The organism is Pelotomaculum sp. FP, assembly GCF_004369245.1.
Lineage (GTDB): Bacteria > Bacillota > Desulfotomaculia > Desulfotomaculales > Pelotomaculaceae > Pelotomaculum_C > Pelotomaculum_C schinkii.
On sequence record NZ_QFGB01000019.1, the window covers coordinates 1 to 22,296 of the forward strand.

At 49.0% G+C, this 22,296-nt stretch carries 20 protein-coding genes; 1 reads left to right on the top strand and 19 read right to left on the bottom strand.

Annotated features, from left to right (window positions below; genetic code table 11):
* From nifJ to Psfp_RS09425, 14 genes are all read right to left on the bottom strand, one after another.
* Positions 1 to 1,990, bottom strand: a 1,990-nt coding sequence (gene nifJ / locus Psfp_RS09360; protein WP_134218282.1) for a pyruvate:ferredoxin (flavodoxin) oxidoreductase, incomplete at its 3' end; no start/stop codon positions are given.
* Positions 1,991 to 2,231: 241 nt separating this feature from the next.
* Positions 2,232 to 3,635: a pyruvate carboxylase subunit B gene (locus Psfp_RS09365; RefSeq protein ID WP_134218283.1), complete on the bottom strand. Its 1,404-nt coding sequence runs from the start codon at positions 3,633 to 3,635 to the stop codon at positions 2,232 to 2,234.
* A 46-nt stretch (positions 3,636 to 3,681) separates the two neighbouring features.
* On the bottom strand, positions 3,682 to 4,611 hold the full coding sequence (mdh, locus tag Psfp_RS09370; RefSeq protein WP_134218333.1) for a malate dehydrogenase: 930 nt from the start codon (positions 4,609 to 4,611) through the stop codon (positions 3,682 to 3,684).
* 100 nt (positions 4,612 to 4,711) lie between these two features.
* Positions 4,712 to 5,128, bottom strand: a complete 417-nt coding sequence (locus Psfp_RS09375; RefSeq protein ID WP_134218284.1) for a biotin/lipoyl-containing protein — start codon at positions 5,126 to 5,128, stop codon at positions 4,712 to 4,714.
* 46 nt (positions 5,129 to 5,174) lie between these two features.
* Complete coding sequence (locus Psfp_RS09380; RefSeq protein WP_134218285.1) at positions 5,175 to 5,372, bottom strand: hypothetical protein; 198 nt, start codon at positions 5,370 to 5,372, stop codon at positions 5,175 to 5,177.
* 33 nt (positions 5,373 to 5,405) lie between these two features.
* Positions 5,406 to 6,944, bottom strand: a complete 1,539-nt coding sequence (locus tag Psfp_RS09385) for a carboxyl transferase domain-containing protein (protein WP_134218286.1) — start codon at positions 6,942 to 6,944, stop codon at positions 5,406 to 5,408.
* A gap of 15 nt (positions 6,945 to 6,959) precedes the next feature.
* On the bottom strand, positions 6,960 to 7,361 hold the full coding sequence (mce, locus tag Psfp_RS09390) for a methylmalonyl-CoA epimerase (RefSeq protein ID WP_134218287.1): 402 nt from the start codon (positions 7,359 to 7,361) through the stop codon (positions 6,960 to 6,962).
* Positions 7,362 to 7,484: 123 nt separating this feature from the next.
* A complete protein-coding gene (locus Psfp_RS09395) occupies positions 7,485 to 7,877 on the bottom strand; it encodes a cobalamin B12-binding domain-containing protein (protein ID WP_134218288.1) in 393 nt (130 codons plus the stop codon).
* 16 nt (positions 7,878 to 7,893) lie between these two features.
* The gene (locus Psfp_RS09400) at positions 7,894 to 9,564 is read right to left on the bottom strand and encodes a methylmalonyl-CoA mutase family protein (protein WP_134218289.1); all 1,671 of its coding nucleotides are present in this window, start codon (positions 9,562 to 9,564) and stop codon (positions 7,894 to 7,896) included.
* Between the two features lie 25 nt (positions 9,565 to 9,589).
* Entirely contained in the window at positions 9,590 to 10,459 is an 870-nt protein-coding gene (gene sucD, locus Psfp_RS09405; protein ID WP_134218290.1) for a succinate--CoA ligase subunit alpha, read from the bottom strand.
* An 81-nt stretch (positions 10,460 to 10,540) separates the two neighbouring features.
* On the bottom strand, positions 10,541 to 11,659 hold the full coding sequence (gene sucC / locus Psfp_RS09410; protein WP_134218291.1) for an ADP-forming succinate--CoA ligase subunit beta: 1,119 nt from the start codon (positions 11,657 to 11,659) through the stop codon (positions 10,541 to 10,543).
* A 537-nt stretch (positions 11,660 to 12,196) separates the two neighbouring features.
* Positions 12,197 to 12,751, bottom strand: a complete 555-nt coding sequence (locus tag Psfp_RS09415; RefSeq protein ID WP_134218292.1) for a Fe-S-containing hydro-lyase — start codon at positions 12,749 to 12,751, stop codon at positions 12,197 to 12,199.
* Positions 12,752 to 12,806: 55 nt separating this feature from the next.
* The gene (locus Psfp_RS09420) at positions 12,807 to 13,649 is read right to left on the bottom strand and encodes a fumarate hydratase (RefSeq protein ID WP_282434333.1); all 843 of its coding nucleotides are present in this window, start codon (positions 13,647 to 13,649) and stop codon (positions 12,807 to 12,809) included.
* Positions 13,650 to 13,922: 273 nt separating this feature from the next.
* Positions 13,923 to 15,629, bottom strand: a complete 1,707-nt coding sequence (locus Psfp_RS09425; protein ID WP_134218294.1) for a sigma 54-interacting transcriptional regulator — start codon at positions 15,627 to 15,629, stop codon at positions 13,923 to 13,925.
* A 187-nt stretch (positions 15,630 to 15,816) separates the two neighbouring features.
* On the opposite strand from Psfp_RS09425, the gene lexA reads away from it, so the two are divergent.
* The gene (lexA, locus tag Psfp_RS09430) at positions 15,817 to 16,422 is read left to right on the top strand and encodes a transcriptional repressor LexA (protein WP_134218295.1); all 606 of its coding nucleotides are present in this window, start codon (positions 15,817 to 15,819) and stop codon (positions 16,420 to 16,422) included.
* A gap of 8 nt (positions 16,423 to 16,430) precedes the next feature.
* Here lexA and Psfp_RS09435 read toward each other — a convergent pair whose 3' ends face one another.
* The 5 genes from Psfp_RS09435 to Psfp_RS09455 all read right to left on the bottom strand — a co-directional run bounded on the left by Psfp_RS09435 (position 16,431) and on the right by Psfp_RS09455 (position 22,285).
* Positions 16,431 to 17,465, bottom strand: coding sequence for a DctP family TRAP transporter solute-binding subunit (locus Psfp_RS09435; protein WP_243120562.1), 1,035 nt, complete (start codon positions 17,463 to 17,465; stop codon positions 16,431 to 16,433).
* A gap of 99 nt (positions 17,466 to 17,564) precedes the next feature.
* Positions 17,565 to 18,242 (bottom strand): response regulator, encoded by a 678-nt coding sequence (locus tag Psfp_RS09440; protein WP_134218296.1) that lies wholly within the window; start codon positions 18,240 to 18,242, stop codon positions 17,565 to 17,567.
* On the bottom strand, positions 18,242 to 19,810 hold the full coding sequence (locus Psfp_RS09445) for a sensor histidine kinase (protein WP_348981128.1): 1,569 nt from the start codon (positions 19,808 to 19,810) through the stop codon (positions 18,242 to 18,244). The genes Psfp_RS09440 and Psfp_RS09445 overlap by 1 nt, the downstream gene beginning before the upstream one ends.
* Before the next feature lie 180 nt (positions 19,811 to 19,990).
* Positions 19,991 to 20,905 carry a selenium metabolism-associated LysR family transcriptional regulator gene (locus Psfp_RS09450; protein ID WP_134218298.1) on the bottom strand — a complete coding sequence of 305 codons (915 nt, stop codon included), beginning with the start codon at positions 20,903 to 20,905 and terminating at the stop codon, positions 19,991 to 19,993.
* A gap of 96 nt (positions 20,906 to 21,001) precedes the next feature.
* On the bottom strand, positions 21,002 to 22,285 hold the full coding sequence (locus Psfp_RS09455; RefSeq protein ID WP_134218299.1) for a methionine gamma-lyase family protein: 1,284 nt from the start codon (positions 22,283 to 22,285) through the stop codon (positions 21,002 to 21,004).
* Positions 22,286 to 22,296 lie beyond the last annotated feature (11 nt).

The following is a 22,296-nucleotide window of genomic DNA, read 5'->3' on the forward strand; positions in this document are numbered from 1 at the left end:
CTTCCACACCTTTAAAGGCGCTGACGGGAAGCGTATCTCCCTCGTTCCTGGCCATGATCCGCAAGACGTTCTTAATGAAATCGGGCTCGTCTTTTTCTACAACCGGCTCATCAGGAGCGTCAGCCCAGGCGGCGGGAATATCAATTTTCACCAGGCTGCTGATACCGGCATCAACAGAAGCATTGTTCATGTTGACGATCTTATCGCCTTTTTTGCCGTAAGCTTTCATGATCTGGTCTTTCATGTAACCAACAGCTTCGTCAATAGGAATGACTCTTGCCAGTTTGAAGAAAGCCGCCTGCATGATCATATTGGTACGGTTGCCCAATCCAAGTTCCCTGGCGATTTCCACAGCGTTGATTGTAAAGAAGTTAATTTTGTTTTTAGCAAGATATCTCTTAATCTTTGCCGGCAGTTTTTCTTCCAACTCTTCCGGTGACCAGACACAGTTGAGCAGGAAGGCGCCGCCAGGTTTGAGACCTGCAGTTAAATCATAAACGTTCACATAAGACTGGTTGCTGCAGGAAATGAAGTCAGCTGTGTTAATCAGGTAAGGCGCCTTAATGGGCTTTTTGCCAAAGCGCAGGTGGGAAACGGTGATGCCGCCTGACTTTTTGGAGTCATAGGCAAAATAGGCTTGCGCAAAAAGGTCGGTGTGGTCACCAATAATTTCGACAGCCTGTTTGTTGGCGCCGACTGTACCGTCAGAACCTAACCCCCAGAATTTGCACTGGATGGTCCCTTCCGGAGCAACGTCGATATCCTCTCCCCTTTCCAGGGATGTAAAGGATACGTCGTCGATAATGCTGATGGTGAAATTATTCTTTGGTTCATCCGCTTTCAGGTTTTCATATACAGCTACGATATCGGAGGGCAGGGTGTCTTTAGAGCCCAGACCGTAACGTCCGCCAACAACAAGCGGTTTTTCAACATCTGAGTTGAAGAATAAGTTGCAAATGTCGTTATACAGAGGTTCTCCGGGGGAACCCGGGGTCTTAATCCGGTCAAGTACGGCAATTCTCTTGACAGTCTTCGGGTATACGTCAAAGAAGTATTTCGCTGAGAAAGGTCTGTACAGGTGTACTTTGATCATACCTACCTTTTCTCCCTTGGCCATCAGGTAGTTGATGGTCTCTTCAGCGGTATCGCAGACAGATCCCATGGCCACGATGATGTTTTCGGCGTCCGGATCTCCGTAATAATCAAACGGTTTATATTCCCGGCCGGTGATCTTGCCGATTTCCTGCATATACTCATTTACGATATCGGGGACTGGCTCGAAGAACGGGCTGCAAGCCTCTCGGGCCTGGAAGAAAATATCCGGGTTCTGGTTGGAGCCCCTGATAACCGGGCGGTCAGGATTCAAGCTGTTGTCCCGGAATGCCTTGACAGCGTCCATGTCAACCAGTTTGGCAAAATCATCATAATCGATGACCTCTACCTTCTGCTGCTCGTGGGAAGTTCTGAAACCATCATAGAAGTGCAGGAAAGGTACCCTGGACTTGATGGCGGCCAGGTGGGCGACGCCACCGATATCAATAACTTCCTGAACACTGTTGGAGCACAGTAAAGCAAAGCCCGTTTGGACAGTTGACATTACATCGGAGTGGTCACCGAAAATGTTCAACGCATGGGTTGCGATGCTGCGGGCTGTTACGTGCAGCACGCCGGGGAGAAGTTCGCCGGCTATTTTGTACATGCTGGGGATCATCAAGAGCAAGCCTTGTGACGCTGTATAGCTTGTTGTTAACGCGCCCGCGCATAAAGCGCCGTGCATGGCTGCGGCAGCGCCTGCTTCAGATTGCATTTCCGTAACGTCCACCGTTTGACCGAAAATATTTTTCAGCCCCTGTGCGCTCCACTCGTCAACATATTCTGCCATTGGAGAGGATGGAGTGATGGGGAAAATGCAGGCGCATTCGGTAAAAGCATAGGAGACATATGCCGCCGCCTTAGTACCGTCCATCGTCTTCATCTTGTCTTTTGCCATTAATTAGTTAACCTCCTTTGAGTTCCGGGTTCAAGCCAATATAAGCCCAGGAAAATAAAACTTTTGCAATTTCGGCATAGAATTAATACATTTAGTATCTTACCACATGTCAAGGCTGTTGGAACACTATAAATTTTAAACAGTTCGTTTATTCGTTATTTTGAAAAAGTTTTTGCGGACCGCTATACTGGCGGTCCGTCAACCTCCCGTCAGTCTATTGTATATATTCACGAAATTCAAACTAAACAGGATAGAATTCAGAGCTTCTCTTGGCTAGTTCAACATCAACGTTGAGCTTTTTGGACATCCTTTCTTCCAGGAACTTGGGCGCTACCTGCGGGTAAATGGCGCAGGAAATGATATCTTCCTCTTTCTCCATGACCGGAGCGATCATTTCCTTGGCCTTGGGCAGTTCCGGTTCCAGCATGTCGGCGGGGCGGCAGGTAATCGGCTGTTCATCACCAATGATCATCTTGCGTGCTTCTTCATTGATGGGAGCCGGAGGACGGCCGTAATAACCGCGCATGTACTGTTTGACTTCGTTGGTGCACATCTTATAGCGGCCCATGAGGACGTTCAGCACCGCCTGAGAGCCAACGATCTGGCTGGACGGGGTTACCAGAGGCGGCCAACCGAAGTCTTCCTGCACTCTGGGCATTTCCTCAAGCACCTCGGGCAGCCGGTGCAGAGCGTTAGCCTGCTGCAGCTGGGAGAGGAAGTTGGACATCATGCCGCCGGGCACCTGGGATACCAGGATGCCGGCGTCCGGGTATTTCTGCGCCAGATCGAACGCAGCGTAAAGCGGCCGGATGTTCTTCCAATAATCTGCAAGTTCAATCATGGGTTTAAGGTCTAAACCAGGATCATACTCAGTACCTTCAAAAGCTGCACACATGACTTCAATGGATGGCTGCGAAGTCTGTACAGACATAGGCGATATGGCACAGTCAATGATATTGGCGCCTGCTTCTATACCTTTCATATAGGCCATGGCGCCCATGCCGCTGGTATAGTGGCAGTGAATTTGGATCGGTACGGTTATTCCGGCATCCCTCATCCCTTTTACAATATTGTAAGTTATATAAGGTGCAATAATGCCGGCCATATCCTTGATCGCAATTGAATGGACCCCCATCGATTCCAGTTCTTTAGCCAATTTTACATAATATTCAACTGTATGCACCGGGCTGATGGCGTAGCAGATGGTGCCCTGCGCGTGTGCGCCCTCGTCAATAACAGTTTTGATTGCTACTTCCAGGTTGCGGTAGTCGTTTAATGCGTCGAAGCAGCGGAAGATATCCATGCCGTTAAAAACGGCTTTTTTGATGAATTCAATTAGAACGTCATCAGCATAGTTCCGGTAACCGACGATGTTCTGCCCTCTCAAAAGCATTTGAGTCTTGGTCTTTTTAAGGTGACGCCTGATTACACGTAGACGTTCCCAGGGATCATCACCACAAAAGCGCATACAGGTATCGAAGGTGGCCCCACCCCACATTTCCATGGAATAGAAGCCGATTTCATCGTGTTTTTCCGCGATGGGAATCATGTGCTCGGTTTTCATCCGGGTCGCCAACAGCGACTGGTGGGCATCCCGGAATGTTGTATCGGTTATCAAAGCAGCTTTTGGGCCTTTAGTTGCCATCTTATTATCCTCCCCTTTTCTCGCTGGCTGGACTTTAGTCAAGGTACTACAGCCCAACTACCTTCATCAGGTCGCGAACGGCCTGGATGGAATTATCCAGGGCGGCTTTTTCTTCCGCAGTCAAATCAAGTTCATATATCTTTTCTACACCATTGCCGCCGATCAATGCAGGCACACCGGTATAAAGGTCTTTGGCGCCATATTCACCATTCAGATAGCAGGCTACGGGCATAATACGTTTTTTATCTTTAAGCACCGCTTCAGCCATCTGCACGCAGGCAGCAGAAGGAGCATAGTAAGCGCTGCCGGTCTTAAGGAAGCTCACAATCTCCGCGCCGCCGTGAGCGGTTCTCTTGACGATCTCAGCAAGCCGTTCGGCTGGTATTAATTGTGTAATAGGGATACCCCCCGCAAAGGAATGGCTTAGTACGGGCACCATGGTATCCCCGTGTCCGCCAAGCACCATGGCGCTGACATCTTCAAAGGAAACACCAAGTTCCAGCGCCAGGAAGGTGCGGAAACGGGCCGAATCGAGCACGCCGGCCTGGCCGAAAACGCGGTTGGCCGGGAAGCCGGTAGCCTTATAGGCAGCATAGACCATGACATCGAGCGGGTTGGATACGACAATAATCGTGCAGTTCGGTGAATAGCGGGCAATGTTCTCCGCACACGAGACGACAATCTTGTAGTTGATATTCAAGAGGTCGTCCCGGCTCATCCCGGGCTTACGGGCAATACCGGCGGTAATGATGGCCACGTCTGAATCAGCTGTGTCCTCATAGTTATTGGTCCCGGTAATGATGCTGTCATAGCGATAAATTGGAGCAGCTTGCATCAGGTCGAGGGCTTTACCCTGGGGAACCCCTTCGACAACGTCAACCAGAACAACATCGCCCAGTTCCCTTGCCGCTGCCCAGTGAGCACATGTTGCGCCGACGTTACCTGCGCCAACGACGGTAATCTTTTTTCTTTTCATCATAAAATATCCCTCCCAACCTAAAATAAATAGTATTACATTTATCTTGCCGGTGATGCTCCGGCAGAGGCGCCATAGCAGCGCCTCCGACCTTTAAGTTTTAGCCGATTATGATCAGTTGATCTCCACCGTTAACAGCCTGTCCCTTGGTTACCTTGACTTCTTTAATTGTCCCGGCTTTGTCGGCCTGGAGCTCATTTTCCATCTTCATGGCTTCCAGGATCAGCAACACATCGCCAACCTTAACAGCATCGCCCACTTTGACTCTAACATCAAGAATGGTGCCGGGCATAGGGGCGCATAAAGCGCCGCCACCGCCACCACCTGCGGCAGGTTTGGGGGCCGCGGTTGGCGCCGGGGCTGCCGCGGGAGCGGCCGGGGCCGGCGCCGCCGGGGGAGCCGCAACAGGAGCAGGCGGCGGAGCTACCGGGGCTGGCGCTGCTGCTGCGCTTCCACCAATTGCTTCAACTTCAACTTCATAAACTTCGCCATTTACCGTAATCTTAAACTTTTGCATACAGTTTCCCTCCTAAATGGTAGGCCTGTTCTAACTGCCGTATTAATTACATATAGTCCCTGTTTAAATCACGACCTAGCATAATCTCAGTTATGCCGGCTTTTCTCCAGGGGCTCATGCCCTTGGTGACTTTCCTGACCTGATAACCTTCTTGCGCTGAGAAGCCGTAAAGGGCAATTGCCGCTGTTATAGCGGCCAGTACTTCGGGTTTGATACCGGCCTTTGTTTTAGTGGCTGCAGACATGTGTTATTCCTCCTCCTTGCCGGTACTCCAACACTACATGGGAATGTTACCGTGTTTTTTCCGGGGCCTGCTCTCACGTTTGGTTGACAGGTTATGCAGGGCTTCAATAATGTTGGCTCTGGTTTCACGCGGGTCGATTACATCCTGAATGAAGCCTCTGGCACTGGCAATATAGGGGTTGGCAAAGCGGTCACGGTAATCCTGCACCAGCTGTTTGCGCGTTTCAACCGGGTTTTCAGCCGCGGCAATTTCCTTGCGGTTAATGACGTTAACCGCCCCTTCCGGGCCCATCACGGCGATTTCAGCGCTGGGCCAGGCAAATGTGGAGTCAGCCCGCAGTGAGGCTGCGCACATGGCCAGATAGGCTCCCCCATAAGCCTTACGGGTAATAATCGTGATCTTGGGGACCGTCGCCTCGGAGTAGGCGTACAGCATCTTGGCGCCGTGCCGGATAATCCCGCCGTATTCCTGTTGCACACCGGGGAGGAAGCCCGGCACATCCATGAAAGTAATAATGGGAATGTTGAAGCAGTCGCAGAAACGAATCTGACGCGCGATTTTGTCTGAAACGTTGATGTCCAGGCAGCCTGCCAGGACCCTCGGCTGGTTGGCTATAATTCCTACCGATTGACCGTTGATCCTGGCGAAGCCTACGACACCGTTTATTGCATAGAATTGGTGTACTTCCAGTAAAGAACCGGCGTCCACCACGGCATTGATCAGGTTGCGGACGTCATAACCTTTGTTGGCGTCATCAGGAATAACGCTAAGCAAAGTCTCTTTGTCCAAGGCGGGTTCAACTGCCGGGAATACCGGCGGGTCTTCCAGGTTGTTTAAGGGAAGGTAACTGATTAGGGATTTGATTTGGGCCAGGCATTCCTCTTCACTGTTGGCCAGGAAGTGCGCCACGCCGCTAACCTGGTTGTGCGTGGAGGCTCCGCCCAAGGCCTCCTGGCTTACATCCTCACCGGTTGTTGCTTTGATCACCAGCGGGCCGGTAATAAACATCTGGCTGGTTCCGGAAACCATCATAATGAAGTCGGTCAGAGCCGGGGAGTACACAGCGCCCCCTGCGCAGGGTCCCATAATTACTGAAATCTGGGGGATTACACCGGAAGCGACAGTATTGCGGAAGAAGATCTGCCCATATCCGTCAAGAGCGTCTACACCTTCCTGGATCCTGGCGCCGCCGGAATCACAGATGCCGATTACCGGCGCCCCTACTGTCATGGCCATATCGAGTACCTTGCAAATCTTCGCGGCGTGAACGCGTCCAAGTGAGCCCCCTACTACGGTGAAGTCCTGGGCGAAGATATAAACCCTGCGGCCGCCGATGGTCCCGTAGCCGCCGACAACACCTTCACCGGGGTTCTTCACCTTTTTGTATTCAATCTCTGTGTTGGCAAATACGTCGATTTCTTTAAAGGAGCCCGGGTCAAACAATTCGTTGATCCGCTCGCGGGCGGTCTTTTTGCCCCCTTCATGCTGCTTGTCGATCCTTTTCTGGCCACCGCCAGCTTCGACGTCTGCCCTTAGTTTATTAAGCAGATCCAGTTTATCCTGCATACTCATGTGATTACCTCCAATCTAGTCGCGCTCACACAGTTCGATAAGGACACCGAAGGTGGATTTTGGGTGCAGGAACGCTATATTTGCCCCGCCCGCGCCGCGCCTCGGTTTCTGATCAATCAGCCGGACGCCTTTTTCTTTTAGTTCAGCCAATCTTTGCTCCAGGTTGTCCACCCGGAAAGCTATGTGCTGGATCCCTTCACCGTTCTTTTCAATGAACTTGGCGATGGCGCCGTCGGGGGACGTTGATTCCAGTAACTCGACTTCACTGTCGCCGGTGGGTAAAAAGGCTACCTTCACCTTTTGATCTTCCACCACTTCAGTTTCGACTGATTTAAGGCCAAGCATACCTTCGTAAAATGCTAACGTTGCTGCAAGGTCCTTAACCGCAATCCCGATATGGTCCACTTTTTTAATCATCGAGATCCCTCCAAATTTTAGTGGATTTCCTATCCCCTCTATCTCACTCCCAATTCTCCACGGGTCCGGCGGCCGGCATATCGCCGGCCGACCCGCGTTTTATTTTTAATAAATAATAGTAATCTATACGTGTTCCTGAATGTACTTAACCACGTTTTCAAGTGGTGTGCCGGGTCCAAACACTTCAGCCACACCGGCTTCTTTCAATGCCGGGATGTCGTCTTCGGGTATGATCCCGCCGCCAATAACCAGGATGTCACCAGCGCCCTTTTCCCTGAGAAGGTTGACTACCTCAGGGAATAGGGTTCCGTGCGCCCCTGAAAGAATGCTCATGCCTACGACGTTGACGTCTTCCTGCAGCGCTGCCGAGACAATCTGCTCCGGCGTCTGGCGCAATCCGGTATAAACAACTTCCATCCCGGCGTCGCGCAATGCCTGGGCGATAACCTTGGCGCCGCGGTCGTGCCCGTCAAGGCCAGGCTTGGCTACCAATACACGTATGCGTTTTTCACTCATCTGCCTTCCTCCTCCCCTAGAATACGATTTGCTGCTTGTATTCGCCGAAAACGTCTCTCAGGACGCCGCAGATCTCGCCCAAAGTAACGTATTCTTTAACCGCATCGACAAAGACCGGCATCAGGTTGGCGTCGCTCTGTGCTGCTTCCCTGACTGTTTGCAGAAGGGCTGCGACCCTGGCCTGGTCTCTTTCCGCTTTCATTTTCGTAAGTTTCGCCACCTGGCGTTCTCCAACGGAAAGGTCGACTTTCAGCAAGCCCTCGACCGGTTTTTCTTCCATTTGGAACCTGTTGAGGCCGACAACGGTTTTCTTCTTGTTGTCAATAGCCAGCTGGTACTGGTATGCCGCGTTGTGGATTTCTTTCTGCATGTAATCGATGGCTTTTACAGCGCCGCCCAGGGCGTCGATCTTGCCGATATAATCCATGGCTTTTTCTTCCAGCGCATTGGTCAGGCTTTCAATATAGTATGAGCCGCCCAGTGGGTCAACTACATCGCAAACACCGATTTCGTAGCCGATGATTTGCTGGGTGCGCAGGGCGATCATAACCGACTCGTTGCTCGGCAGCGCCAGGGCTTCATCGTAGGAGTTGGTATGCAGGGACTGGGTGCCTCCCAGAACAGCTGAGAGGGCCTCATAGGCAGTCCGCATGATGTTTACCATGGGCTGCTGGGCTGTCAGGCTGACACCGGCCGTCTGCGTGTGGAAGCGCAGAGACATTGATTTCGGGCTCTTGGCGCCAAAACGCTCTTTCATAATCCTTGCCCACAGACGGCGAGCCGCCCGGAACTTAGAGACTTCCTCCAGGAAGTTCAGGTGGGCGTTGAAGAAGAAGGACAGGCGCGGTGCAAAATCGTCGACATTTAAGCCGGCTTTAATAGCTGCGTCGACGTAAGCGATACCGTCCGCCAGGGTGAAGGCAATCTCTTGCGCGGCGGTTGCGCCGGCTTCACGGATGTGATAGCCGCTGATGCTGATCGTGTTCCAGGTCGGGACTTCCTTGGAGCAGTATTCAAAGATGTTGGAAATCAGGCGCATTGAGGGCTCCGGCGGCAGGATATAAGTGCCCCGGCAAATATATTCCTTGATGACGTCGTTTTGGATGGTACCGTTAATTTGCGCTTTGGTAAAACCTTGTTTTTCCGCGCATGCGATATACATGGCCAGCAAAACGCCTGCCGGGGCGTTGATGGTCATCGATGTGCTGACCTTGCCCAGCGGGATCTGGTCAAAGAGGGTTTCCATATCCGCTAAGGAGTCGATGGCCACACCAACTTTGCCGATTTCGCCCCGTGCCAGCGGGTGGTCGGAGTCGTAACCGATCTGGGTAGGCAGGTCAAAGGCGCAACTCAAACCTGTCTGCCCCTGTTCCAGGAGGTAACGGAAGCGCTGGTTGGTCTCTTCAGCTGACCCGAAACCGGCATATTGGCGCATGGTCCAGAGACGGCCGCGGTACATGTTGGGTTGAACGCCCCGGGTATAGGGGAATTCTCCAGGCAACCCGAGGTCCTGTTCGTAGCTCATGCCGGCCAGATTATTTGGGGTATAAACGGTGTCAATTTCAAACCCCGAGTCGGTAGCGAACTTGGCTTCTCTTTCAGGCCGTTTTTTTGTGGTTGCTGCCAGTTTTGCCGCCCAGGCTTCTTTTGTTGCGGCAATTTTATCGAGTTCATCTTTTATAAACAAGATATCTCCTCCTTTCGATCAACAATTACATGCCGAGCATTTCTTTAATCAGACCAGGTACTTCAAAAGGAAGGGTCGCCACTTTGGCCCCGGCGGCTGTTAGAGCCTCCACCTTACCCTGGAATGTTCCTTTGCCCCGCTCAATAATGGCGCCGGCATGTCCCATCCGTTTGCCGGGAGGCGCGCTCTTGCCCGCGATGTAGCCAACTACCGGTTTGCTCATCGTTTTGATATATTCAGAAGCTGTTTCCTCAGCGTTGCCGCCGATTTCACCAATCAGTACGACTGCCTTGGTAAGCGGGTCTTTTTCAAACATTTGTAAAACATCGATAAAGGTTGTGCCTACCACCCGGTCGCCGCCCATGCCTACAACGGTGGTCTGGCCAAGCCCGTTAGCGGTAAGGTTGCCTACGATCTCATAGGTCAAGGTCCCGGAGCGGGCTACTACGCCGACAGGACCTTCCACAAAGTATTTGTTGGGGGGAATACCCATTTTACATTTGCCGGAAGACACGATCCCGAAAGTATTCGGGCCTAGAACGATGGTCCCTCTGCGCTTGGCATAGGCAACCATCTCAATCTCATCATGTACCGGAACTCCTTCGGTGACAACCACAACTACGCCAATGCCGGCCTCAATGGATTCAAGAGCGGCGTCTTTTGTTCCAGCAGCGGGAACAAATATCACTGAAGCGTCAATTTTGTGGTTTGCACAGGCTTCACGGACGCTGTTGTATGCCGGTATCCCTTCAACAATAGCTCCGCCTTTCCCAGGGCTGGTGCCGGCTACAATTTTGGTGCCATAGTCAAGCATTTGCTTGGTGTGAAAGGTACCTTGCCTGCCGGTCATTCCCATGACTAGTACATTCGTATTTTCATCAATGATAATGGCCAATTTAACAATTCCTCCTTGTCAAAGCTTTTCATAAGCCTGCGATTTGCCTTTTAAGGGCAAATTTAGCTCCAGATATTTGTGCTAGCCCTGGGCGGCAAGTTCAACTGCTTTTTTAGCGGCGTCCTGCATGAAATCGAATGCCTCAACACCGACTTCAGCAAGAATTTCCCGGCCCAAATCCTGGTTGGTGCCGACCAGCCGGATCACCACTGGGCAAGGAAATCCTACTGATTCCTTAATATCTTTAAATGCGAGAGCAACTTGATCGCAACGGGTAATGCCACCGAAAATGTTGATGATCATGGACTTGGGATTCTTGGCGATAAGTAGTTTCAACGCCTCCGCTGTTGCTTCCCGTCCGGTTCCGCCGCCACAGTCGAGGAAGTTGGCGGCAGCCCCACCGTAATACTGGAGGGTATCCAGCGTGCCCATGGTAATGCCCGCGCCGTTGGCCATAACAGCGATATTGCCGTCCAGGTCGACAAAGGAAAGGCCCAGGTCTTTGGCGGCTTTTTCAGTAGCGGAGCGCTCTTCAACGTAAGGCAGATCTTTCTGACGGAAAAGGGCGTCGTCGTCGATGGTTACTTTGGAGTCGGCTGCGATTACTTTATCGTCGCTGAATACCAGCGGGTTTATTTCAACCAGTTCGGCGTCTTTCTGTTTAAATATCCTGTAAAGGGTCTGTATAATCTTGACGATTTCTTTGCCGTGAGGACCGCTTAAAGGTATGCCCATCCTTCTTACCACATCACGTGCGATAAAGGGATGCATACCGAGTTCAGGGTCAATGTGCTGCTTAATGATAAACTCCTCGTCAACTTCCTCGATATCCATGCCGCCGTGCGCAGAGGCGATAAGAACAGGCATTTTAGCTGCGCCGTCTACAGTGATGGACATATAGAGTTCTTTATCTATTTTTAATTTCTCTTCAATCAAAAGCCTTTCTACCGGCAGGCCCTGGATGGTCATCCCGAAAATTTCCTTTGCGGCTGTCACAGCCTGCTCAGGAGTGTCGGCAAACTTGATTCCCCCGGCTTTACCCCTTTTACCTGACAGAACCTGTGATTTAATAACTACTGGTTTTCCGATTTCCGCTGCAACAGCGGCTGCTTCTTCCGGGTTGGTGATCATTCTGCCGCTCGGGACTGGAAGGCCGAATTTGGCAAAAAGCTCCTTACCCATATACTCAAACATTTTCACTGGCTGAATCTCTCCCCTCTGGTCATTTATAACCGTGAATACGCTAATCTTTGTCGTTTGGGGTTATGTTGCAATAAGCATAGCTATAATCTCTATTCCCATTCAATAATCACGATAAAGATTTAAAACATAGTTCTGATATTGACAGCTGTTGGTTTCCATATCTCCTTTGGACTTGTTTACAATTCTGCCGCCTTTTCACTCCTTTCCACCGCCTCAAGCAAAGAAATTATATAAATGGCTAAAAGAATAGTGATTGGGGCGGTAAGTTAATTTGTTTTACAAAGATCCTGTGGCCGGGTTATCAAGTCTGTTAATTGTGTATAGCCAGAGTTGCAGCTATAAGCTTTTTAGAAAACAACCTAGCCCAACCTGCTATTCCTTACCGGTCGGGCACTTGTCATAATCCAGGTTTCCTGCTCACAAGTCAGGTTTGCCTGGTACACTATAGCACCATTGGTGCAGTAAAAATATTTTCTAATGCTACCGGGGTAAATTATAGTTATCTTCCTTTAGCAGTTTTTGTTCTACCTACCCCTACTTGGCTGCGTAAATTTTGATGCCCTCGTCATAGAGGTCTCCCCCCAGTGTATCGTTAACAACAATAACTGGGAAATCCTCCACGACCAGTTCATGGATCGCCTCAGCCCCCAGATCCGGATAAGCGATCACCTTGCAGGACTTAATGCTCCTGGAAATTAAGGCAGCTGCTCCGCCAACCGCAGCAAAATATACACCCTTATTTTGCTTCAGAGCGTTGATCACACCTTCCGACCGGCGTCCTTTGCCGATGCTTGCCTTAAGGCCTAACTCATAAAGCTTTGGAGCATAGGGATCCATCCTGTAACTGGTTGTAGGCCCTGCTGAACCGATAACAGCTCCCGGTTTCGCCGGCGTTGGCCCCACATAATAAATGACCTGCCCCTTGGGATCAAAAGGTAATTCCTTTCCCTCCGCAATCAGTTCTACCAACCTTTTATGAGCAGCGTCACGTCCCGTATAGATTGTCCCATTTAAGGAAACCCGTTGACCAATTCTCAGTTTCTCAACATCTTCATCAGTTAACGGAGTTGTTAACCTGATTTGGGTCAATCGTTTCACCTCCCCTTTTTAGTGGTAACATTATGGTGCGAAAACAAAAATATAGTTAGAAAACGGTTTCCTTATGTCGTGCTGCATGGCAGTTAAGGTTAACCGCCACAGGCAGGCTGGCTATGTGAGCGGCATAGATTTCAATATTGACGGCGAGTGCTGTTGTTTTACCACCTAAGCCCTGCGGTCCAATCCCCAGCTTGTTGATTTCTTCTAAAAGTTCTTGTTCCAGTTTAGCTATATCGGGATACTTGCTCTTCTCGCCCAGTTCTCTTAAAAGGGCTTCTTTGGCCAGTTGAGCGCACTTCTCAAATGTACCGCCTATCCCCACTCCCACAACTATTGGCGGGCAGGGGTTGGGCCCGGCCGATCTAACAGTGTCGATGACGAATTTTCTGACGCCTTCTATGCCGTCAGCCGGTTTTAACATCTTGATCTGGCTCATGTTCTCGCTGCCGCCGCCTTTAGGGGCGATAATAATCCGTAGCGTTTCACCGGGCACAATCTTGGTGTGAATTACAGCCGGGGTGTTATCTCCGGTGTTTTTACGCTCCAATGGGTGGCTTACAATGGATTTTCTGAGGTAGCCTTCGGTATAACCCCTCCTCACTCCCTCATGAATCGCCTCGTAGAAGTCGCCGCCTTCAATCCTGACATCCTGTCCGAGCTCCACAAAAATAACAGCATAGCCGGTGTCCTGGCACATCGGAACCAGCTCTTCGCGCGCTATTTTTGCGTTTTCAATCAGTTGCTGGAGTATTTCTTTCCCTGTTACGGAAATCTCCTCATCCAGCGCTTTTTGGAACCCCTCAAGAACGTCTTGCCCGAGGTAATAGTTTGCCTCCTGACTCATCCTTGCCACGGCTTCAGTTATAGCAGTGGTATTAACAGTTTTAATTTTAATTCCCCCCCCTTGCTGTATGGTAGCTACCACTTTTCCTGTTGAATAAAAAAGCAAGATCCATACCATCGCGGTAATGACCTTGTCAAGAGCGTCTTATTTGCGTTTGGTTCTTGTGTAATCCTTTAATAATACAGCATCTTGGTCATGCCGGCTTGAATTATGGCGTGTATCTTATAGATGTGACAAAATATAGAATATTCTAAATTGTAGAATCAACCGGGACTTATCCCTTGAGACAAGCGGTATTTCTTAAATCTATAATAAATTCTAATAATTGTAATTAGTCAGTTTAATCTTTTTTAATTTATTATAGAGGGTTGCCAGAGATATATTCAGAGTCTGTGAGGCTCTTCGCTTACCCTCCACCGTGTTGCCGTACTTGGCCATAGCTTTGCGGATGAGCATTTCCTCCATCTGGTCAATGGGCATCAGGTCAACGTCGCGTTCAGGGAAGATACGCGCCTGATTGACATGTGGGAGAAGATTTTTCTTAACCAGAATTTCCTCATCAGCCGTTACCATTACTCTCTCGATAACGTTTTCGAGCTCACGGACATTGCCTGGCCAGTCGTAACTGTAGAGCACTTCCAGGGCGTCTTTGGAAAGGCTCTTGACCTTTTTACCAAGTTTCCTGTTGAATTTAGTAATGAGGTGGATAACCAGCTCAGGAAGATCTTCCTTGTGCACTCTGAGCGGGGGAATGGTTATTTCCACCACATTCAGACGGTAATACAGGTCTTCTCTAAAAATGCCCTGCCGGATTAGCTCCCTTAAGTTGCGGTTGGTGGCCGCAATGACTCTGACGTCAACTTTGATGGTCTGGTTGCCGCCCACACGCTCAAACTCCATTTCTTGTAAAACACGCAAAAGCTTGCCCTGCAGCAGGAGATTCATATCACCGATCTCATCCAGGAAGATAGTTCCTCCGTTGGCTAATTCAAATTTTCCTATTTTTGATTTAACCGCTCCAGTAAACGCCCCCTTAGCGTAGCCAAAGAATTCACTTTCCAGTAGTGTTTCAGGTATAGCAGCGCAGTTTACCTTAACAAATGGATTCTCGCGCCGCATGGAAGCTCCATGGATGGAGTGGGCAAATAATTCCTTACCTGTACCGCTTTCACCCAAAAGGAGAACTGTAGAATTACTGTGGGCTGATTTTTCAGCCAGGTTGATGCACCGGTTTATTTCCACGCTGTTACCCAGAATGTCATCAAAAGAGTATTTACTGGTGGTTACCAAACCTAATTTGTCAGTAAGGTTCTCAATGATGGTAGTGCTTTTTTTTAGCTCTTCGATCATTTTCATGATATCGGTAAAATGCTGAAATACTACAACCCCCCCCTCCATTTTTCCGTCAATAATAATCGGCGCGGCGTTTGCCACAACTTCAGCTGCGCTTCCACCCACTTTAGTTTTCTGTCCGGACATAATTTTACCTGTTTTTAAAAGGTTGGCGAGTGCTCCATCTGGTGATGCCTGAAAAATGTTCTGGCCGATCCTTTCTTGTTCAGTAATACCGGTTATACGGCAAAAGGCAGGGTTTACGTATTTAATAGTGCCGTTAATATCGGCAACTTCAATAGCTTCCTGCATCGAGTTTAAAATTGTTGAGAGTTCTCCCTGGATTCTTGTCAGCTCCAATAGTTCTTCTTTTTCTCTAAGGACGGTCATCATCAGGTTGGCTGCCTGCGCTTCCATTACTGCGGTGCTGTTAGGTTTAATTTTGAGCAGGACTTCCTGCACCTCTTGGACTCCGGTCGCCTCAATAATCACGTCCAGATCAGGTATCTTAACTATCTCACGGTAATCGTCAGAGACAAAAATACCGTCCTTGGAACCAGCTGCGATGCCTGGAGCCGCAGGATTTATGTCGGCCAGACCAGTAATTTCCACTTCTTCCATCGACTTGAGCATTCTGTAAATTGCAAAACCTCCTTGGCCGGCTCCTACAATTGCCACCTTAAACTTTTGCAACAGATCTGCCCCTTTCCGATTTATTGTTGCTGAAATAAGTATTTCTACAAAAATTAACCAGCTTCCTTCTAAATATTAAAAATAATAAACAAAAATTTCCGGTCAAGCTCGAACAAGTGTTTTACCTTAAAGGTTTTTATGTTATACTAAGATTATAGCAAACCTAATCGAAAGGCTGGTGCAACAAATGGAGGCGGATTTGACTCCAAAGCAGGCGGAGATCCTGAAGGTGATAAAAGATAATCTACGACATAAGGGATACCCTCCTTCTGTACGGGAAATTGGCCAGGCTGTTGGTCTAAGTTCAAGTTCTACCGTCCACGGTTACCTTAGAAAGCTTGAGAAAAAGGGGTACTTGAGAAGGGATCCGACAAAGCCGAGAGCCATAGAGGTTTTGGACCCGGAAGGTGAAACGGTGAAATGTATCAATGTTCCACTGGTCGGACGCGTAGCGGCGGGGTTGCCGCTCCTTGCTGTTGAAAACAGAGAGGAATTATTTACTTTGCCTACTCATTTTACCGGCACTGGAGAATTCTTCATGCTGAGGGTTCAGGGCCAAAGTATGATCGAAGCAGGCATTCTGAACGAGGATATGGTTGTAGTCAGACGCCAGCAAGACGCGAATAACGGCGATATCGTGGTTGCCCTGCTTGAGGAAGAAGCTACGGTAAAAAGGTTTTTTAAAGAAAAAGAAAGGGTCCGTTTGCAGCCGGAAAACAGAGCGATGGAACCAATATATGCGAAGGAGCTTCAAATTCTTGGTAAAGTCATCGGACTTGTACGTAAAATTTAAATATGGATTTACTGCGAATGCATTTTTTCAAGATAGTCTATCATGTCGTTTCCGATGAGATTTTTGAATTCCGAATAAACAGGCTTCAACATAATTGACCATAGTTTCTTTTCGGCCTCCGTCTGTTGGTGGACCTGTACCAGACCTGAATCTACAATTTTTTCCAGGCTTTGTTTGTCCAATATGAAGGCTTGCTCGTGTTCCCATTCAGTGACTTCCACCAGTGTGCTTTCCAGCACATCTCTCACTTCTTCCGGCAGTCCTGTCCAGAATTGTTGATTGGTCAGGACTACGTAACCCATGTAGCCGTGGTTCGATAAAGTCAGGTAAGGCTGTACCTTATATAGATTTTTAGAATATATATTTGACATGGTATTTTCCTGGCCGTCTACTTCATGGGAATCCAGTACCCGGTAGAGGTCGTTAAAAGGACCTTCTACGGCACGGGCGTTTAATCTTTCAAACTCTTTTTTTAAGACCTGGCTGTTTATCATTACCCTGAATGAGAGCCCTTGAAAATCAGCTGGATTGACCAGAGGCCGCTGGCTGTTGGTCATTTGTTTAAAGCCGTTGTCCCAGAAGGCCAGAGCCTGCATGTTGTTCTGTTTTAAGCTATCACACAACCGGTTTCCGATATAACCAGACATTGCTTCGTGTACGGCGTTTACATCCTCAAAGGCATAAGGAAGGTCGAGAACTTGCCATTGGGGATACATTCCGGAAAGTTTTGAGGTGGCTGGAGCAATCATTTGCACAAGCCCATTCTGCAGAGCTTGTATCTCCTCACCATCTTTATATAAGGTGGAGTTCGGAAACACCTGCACCTCGACCCTGCCATGTGTGCGTTCCTTGACCAGTGTCGCAAAACGCTGTGCTGCCAATCCCTTGGGGGTATTTTCAGCAACTACGTGCGAAAACTTAATTACAATTTTTTCTTCCGGGCTTACCTGCTCCAAATCTACAACCCTTTTCCCGCATCCGGTGATGGTTAATAATGAAATGATAAGCAGGAACAGAGTTAACCGGATTTTAATTTTTACCACCACTTCCAGAACAATTGCTGTATACAGCTACAAAAACTTATATGATTGTTGGTCCAGGGCAATGATTGGTTTTATTGGTGATATCTTTGATATGCAATATTACTCAATAGTACGATACCGGTTGACCGGACGGCCAACAGACCCATACTGGAGTTCTAATACAACACGGTTTGACTTTTCCAGAAAATCCAGATAACGCCTCGCCGTTACTCTGGCCAGACCTACTCCTTCCGCTACCTCTTCGGCTGAGAGCGCTCCCCCTTCCTTCAATAAATGAAGGTATACCTGCTTTAAGGTTATTTCGTTTAACCCTTTGGGAACACCTTCATCAAGCTGTTGCCCCCGGCTTAAGGCAAGACTGTCGATTTCGTTCTGATTCATCTGTGTGTGCCGGCGGAATTTACTGTGCAGCGTGGCGTAGGAATTCAAGGCGGTTTTTAAGCGTGCGAACTTAAATGGCTTTACAATATAGTCTATAGCGCCGTAGCGGAACACGTTTTGAATCGTTTCAGCATCATGCGCGGCAGTTACAATAATTACGTCTGTAGGCAAACCAAGTCGTCTAATCTCCTGAAGCGTTGTTACACCGTCCATATCGGGCAAATAAATATCCAGAAGAGCAAGGTCCGGCGTTATCTCTTTAATAATTTCCACAGCTTCCCGGCCGGATGACGCCACCCCCGCGACCCTGAATCCGGGCACAGCGTTGATGAATCCCCGGTTAACTTCAACTACCATGGGGTCATCCTCAACAATTACCACGTCTATTTGGAGCATTATTTTTCACCTTCTTGCTCGCTATTTGTGATATTTACGTCCTCTTTCTTGGGGATATATATATTAAACTCTACTCCACCATCGACAAGATTTTTAAGGGTTATGGAGCCTCCTGCCAGGTGAACGTAGCGCTTTACAAGGAAAAGACCCAAACCTCGGTTTGACGAACCCTTGGTGGAAAAGCCTTGCTGGAAAATGAGCTCATGTTTTTCCTCGGGGATACCGGGTCCCATGTCCCTGACTATTATCGAAAGTGAGTCGTGCTGGTCATACATCGAAAAATAGACCTTACGCCGGGCCGGTTCAACCAACCGGACGGCATCCAGGGCGTTTTCTATGAGGTTGCCGACAATAATTGCCAGGTCACCGGTCTCCAGCCGCGACGGCAACTCTCTTAACCTGGTCTTGTGGTCAATAATTAATTCAGCTCTAAGCTCCTTGGCCCGGGTGTATTTCCCCAACAGGAGGCCTGCTATGCTGTGGTCAAAGATGTTTTTCGTTAAAAGCCCCGTGATTTCCTGCTGCTCTTCAGTGAGGTCATAGATGTAGTCCAGCGCTCTTTCGTATTTTTCCAACTGGATTAGTCCAGCGATGGTATGCAGCTTGTTCATGTGCTCGTGGTTTTGCACCCGCAGAGCCTCAATGAAAGCTTTAACCCCGGTTAACTCCTCGGCCAACCGGTTAGCTTCTGTTTTATCCTGAAACGTGGCCACGGCGCCGACGATTTCCTCCTTAAAGCGGATCGGAACGCGGTTAACCAAAACAGCGGTATCATTGATATACATTTGACTGTTGATTTGGGCTTTGCCTGTACTTAAGACCTCCGGCAGGTTTGAGTTGGGGATCAATTCCATGATGTTGCGCCCTACAATCTCTTCGTTGGTTTTATTAAGGAGATGTTGGACTTCCTTATTGGCTACGGTAATGCGGCTGTTCGTATCAATAGCGATGATGCCCTCGCTCATAGCTTGAAATATAGCCACCCTCTCTTCAAGTAACCGGGCGATTTCCTCGGGTTCCAGACTGAACATACCGCTTTTAATCTTTCTGGCCATGAAAATGGATCCCAGCAGGCCGACCAACAACCCTATGCCTAGCGAGTAGTAGAGCTCGGTTTGAATGGTCCTGAGCAGGAAACTAATAGTGGGAGTCAGAATACCCACCACAACAACACCGACCTGTCTGGTCCCTTCATTTACTTTAACCGGTACAAAGGCCCGGACTGACGGTCCCAGCACCCCTTCGGCACGTGAGATGTACTCATTATTGGCAAGGGCCGGTACCAGATCGCTTTCATTAAATCTCTTGCCGATCCGGTCCTCAACAGGGTGAGAGTAGCGAATACCATCCATATCCACCACAACAATATACTCCACTCCGGTGGCCAACCTGGTACGTTCGGCCAGCGGCTGGATGTAGGATGTTCCGTCAGGTGTCCCGATATTATTTTGGATTTCATCGGATTGAGCCAGGGTCCGGGCGATAGCCATAGCCCTTAAGCCCGTTTCATCTTCAATTGTGGAGGATATTTTCTCCACCACAATTATTCCGCCGGTGGTGATCGCCAATAAAACTGAGCAAAAAGAGAGGATCGCCATTTTTGTGCGGAGAGTATAGAATTTAGGATTTAATAGAAATAATTTTTTTAAGGAAGACAGCATGGAGGTTATTTAGACAAAATACTTTGAATATCCTGCAAGAAGAGAACTAAATCAACATTTTGTTGCGTAAAAAGCAAAAAGCATTTCCTATTTTATTAGGAAACGCTTGCATATTTCACCATTATTAATAAAATTGCAGAAAGCCTCAACAGCGAAGCCACCTATACTCTGATTTTGTTTAATCAAATAAAGGGAGCGGTTGAGATCAAGCCCCTGCACTTTGACTTCAGATATCCTTTTTAATTCCAGAGCGTCCTTTACCGCGCACCGGGAGACAATACTTACCCCCAAACCAGCCTCCACGGCCGTAATAACAGCCCTGGTACTGCCAAGCTCCATCCCATGGGGAATATCTTCCAAAGATAACCCTTTTGTCTCCAATTTTTTTTCAAGGGTCCGCCTTGTCCCTGAGCCTTGCTCGCGAAAGATCATAACTGATGTTTTAAGTTCGGAAATATCAATAGCACCTGATTTGACCCACGGGTGGCTGGGGTTGACAATAAGTACCATCTCATCCTGCATCCAGGGTGAGCATTCTATTCCATCTCCTTCAACCGGAACCCCGGTTATCCCTAAGTCTATCTCTCTCTCACGCACCCACCTCGTTACCAGCCCGCTTCCGGCAACTTTTAAAGTAACTCGAATTCCAGGGTAAGCTTCCTTAAAGCCTCCGATCAAAAGGGGTAAAACATACTCCCCCGGGATGGTGCTTGCGCCTACCACGAGGGTCCCTGTTTTAAGACCTCTCAGGTCGTCAAGACCTGCTTTAATTTTATGATAATGCCGCAGCATCTTTTTTGCCTCAGGATACAATAGACGACCGGCTTCGGTAAGGATTACCTTCTTGTCGCCACGCTGGAACAAATCAGCCTCCAGGTCTTCCTCCAGCGCCTTAATTTGAAAGCTGACGGCAGGCTGGCTCATATACAGTTGCCGGGCAGCTTTCGTAAAGCTCTGCATTTCAGCTACCCACAAAAAGGCCTCAATTTGTTTAAAATTCATGACACCACCATGCTTTCCACGGTGTTTAATAAGTTATTATTATTATTTCGATAAAAATATTAAAAAACCTTTCTTTGACATGAAAATTATAAAATTCTAATAACCGGGGTTGTCACTACTGTCAGGTAGGACCGTGTTCATTATTTCTCTGGCTGCCGATATAATGGCCAGCCTCACATATTCCTTGGAAAGGCCTCCCTGTACATAAACGTTGTAGGGTTCCCGCAGCGGCCCGTCTGCCGACAATTCAAGAGAAGCGCCCTGAACAAAAGTTCCCGCCGCCATTACCACCGGGTCTCCGTAACCAGGCATGGGCTGCGCTTCCGGGCGTACATATGAGTCAACCGGCGAGGCTGCCTGAAGGCCTCGGCAAAAAGCTAAGACTTTTTCCTGGGTGCCAAGCTTGATCAATTGTACCAAGTCATACCGTTGTTCATTAAACATGGGAAGAACCTCATATCCCAGTTTCTCAAAAAATCTGGCTGTAAAAATACTCCCCTTGATTGCTTCGGCAACGATGTGTGGCGCCAGGTATAATCCCTGGAAAAACAGACGCTGGTTATCTGCGGAAGGCCCGACCTCCGAACCTATACCCGGCGCGCTCCACCGGTTGGCGGCCATGTTCACGTATTTTTCCCGGCCGACCACATAACCCCCGGTTGGGGCGACACCACCACCTGGATTCTTAATCAGTGAGCCGGCGGCAAGGTCTGCTCCAGCGTCGATGGGCTCTTCTTCCTCAACAAACTCACCATAGCAGTTATCAACAAATATCACCGTTTCAGGGTTTCGCTGCCTGATATATTCAATAATTCCTTTCAGTTCCTTAATACTAAGTGGCTTACCGGCTCCGTAACCGCACGAACGTTGCAGGAGCACCATCTTGGTTTTGTCGCACAGTGCCTGGTCGACTCTGTCATAGTCGATACCACCTTCAGGTGTGGGTTCGACCTGTTTGTACGATACCATCAAGTCTTTTAGGGAACCGCTTGCATTATCTCTGATTCCTATAATGGCTCCCAGCGTATCATAAGGCTGACCCTGCACAGCCAGGAGCTCATCTCCGGGTCGCAACACCCCATAGAGGCAAAGGGCTATGGCATGGGTGCCGGAGACGATCTGGTTTCGCACAAGCGCCTTTTCAGCATGGAATACCCTGGCGTACACTTCTTCCAGCGCCTCTCTGCCGGCGTCGCCATAGCCGTAGCCGGTGGAGCCTTTCAGGTGGTATTCACTTACTCTGGCCGCTCTGAAGGCATCAAGCACCTTGCCGTGATTAGCGAGCGCTATTTTATCAATTTGTCTGTAGAAAACTTGAACCTCCTCTTCAACTTCATCTGATAGGAGTTCAAGATCATATAGCTTATTCACCAGCCGCATTTACATCTCCT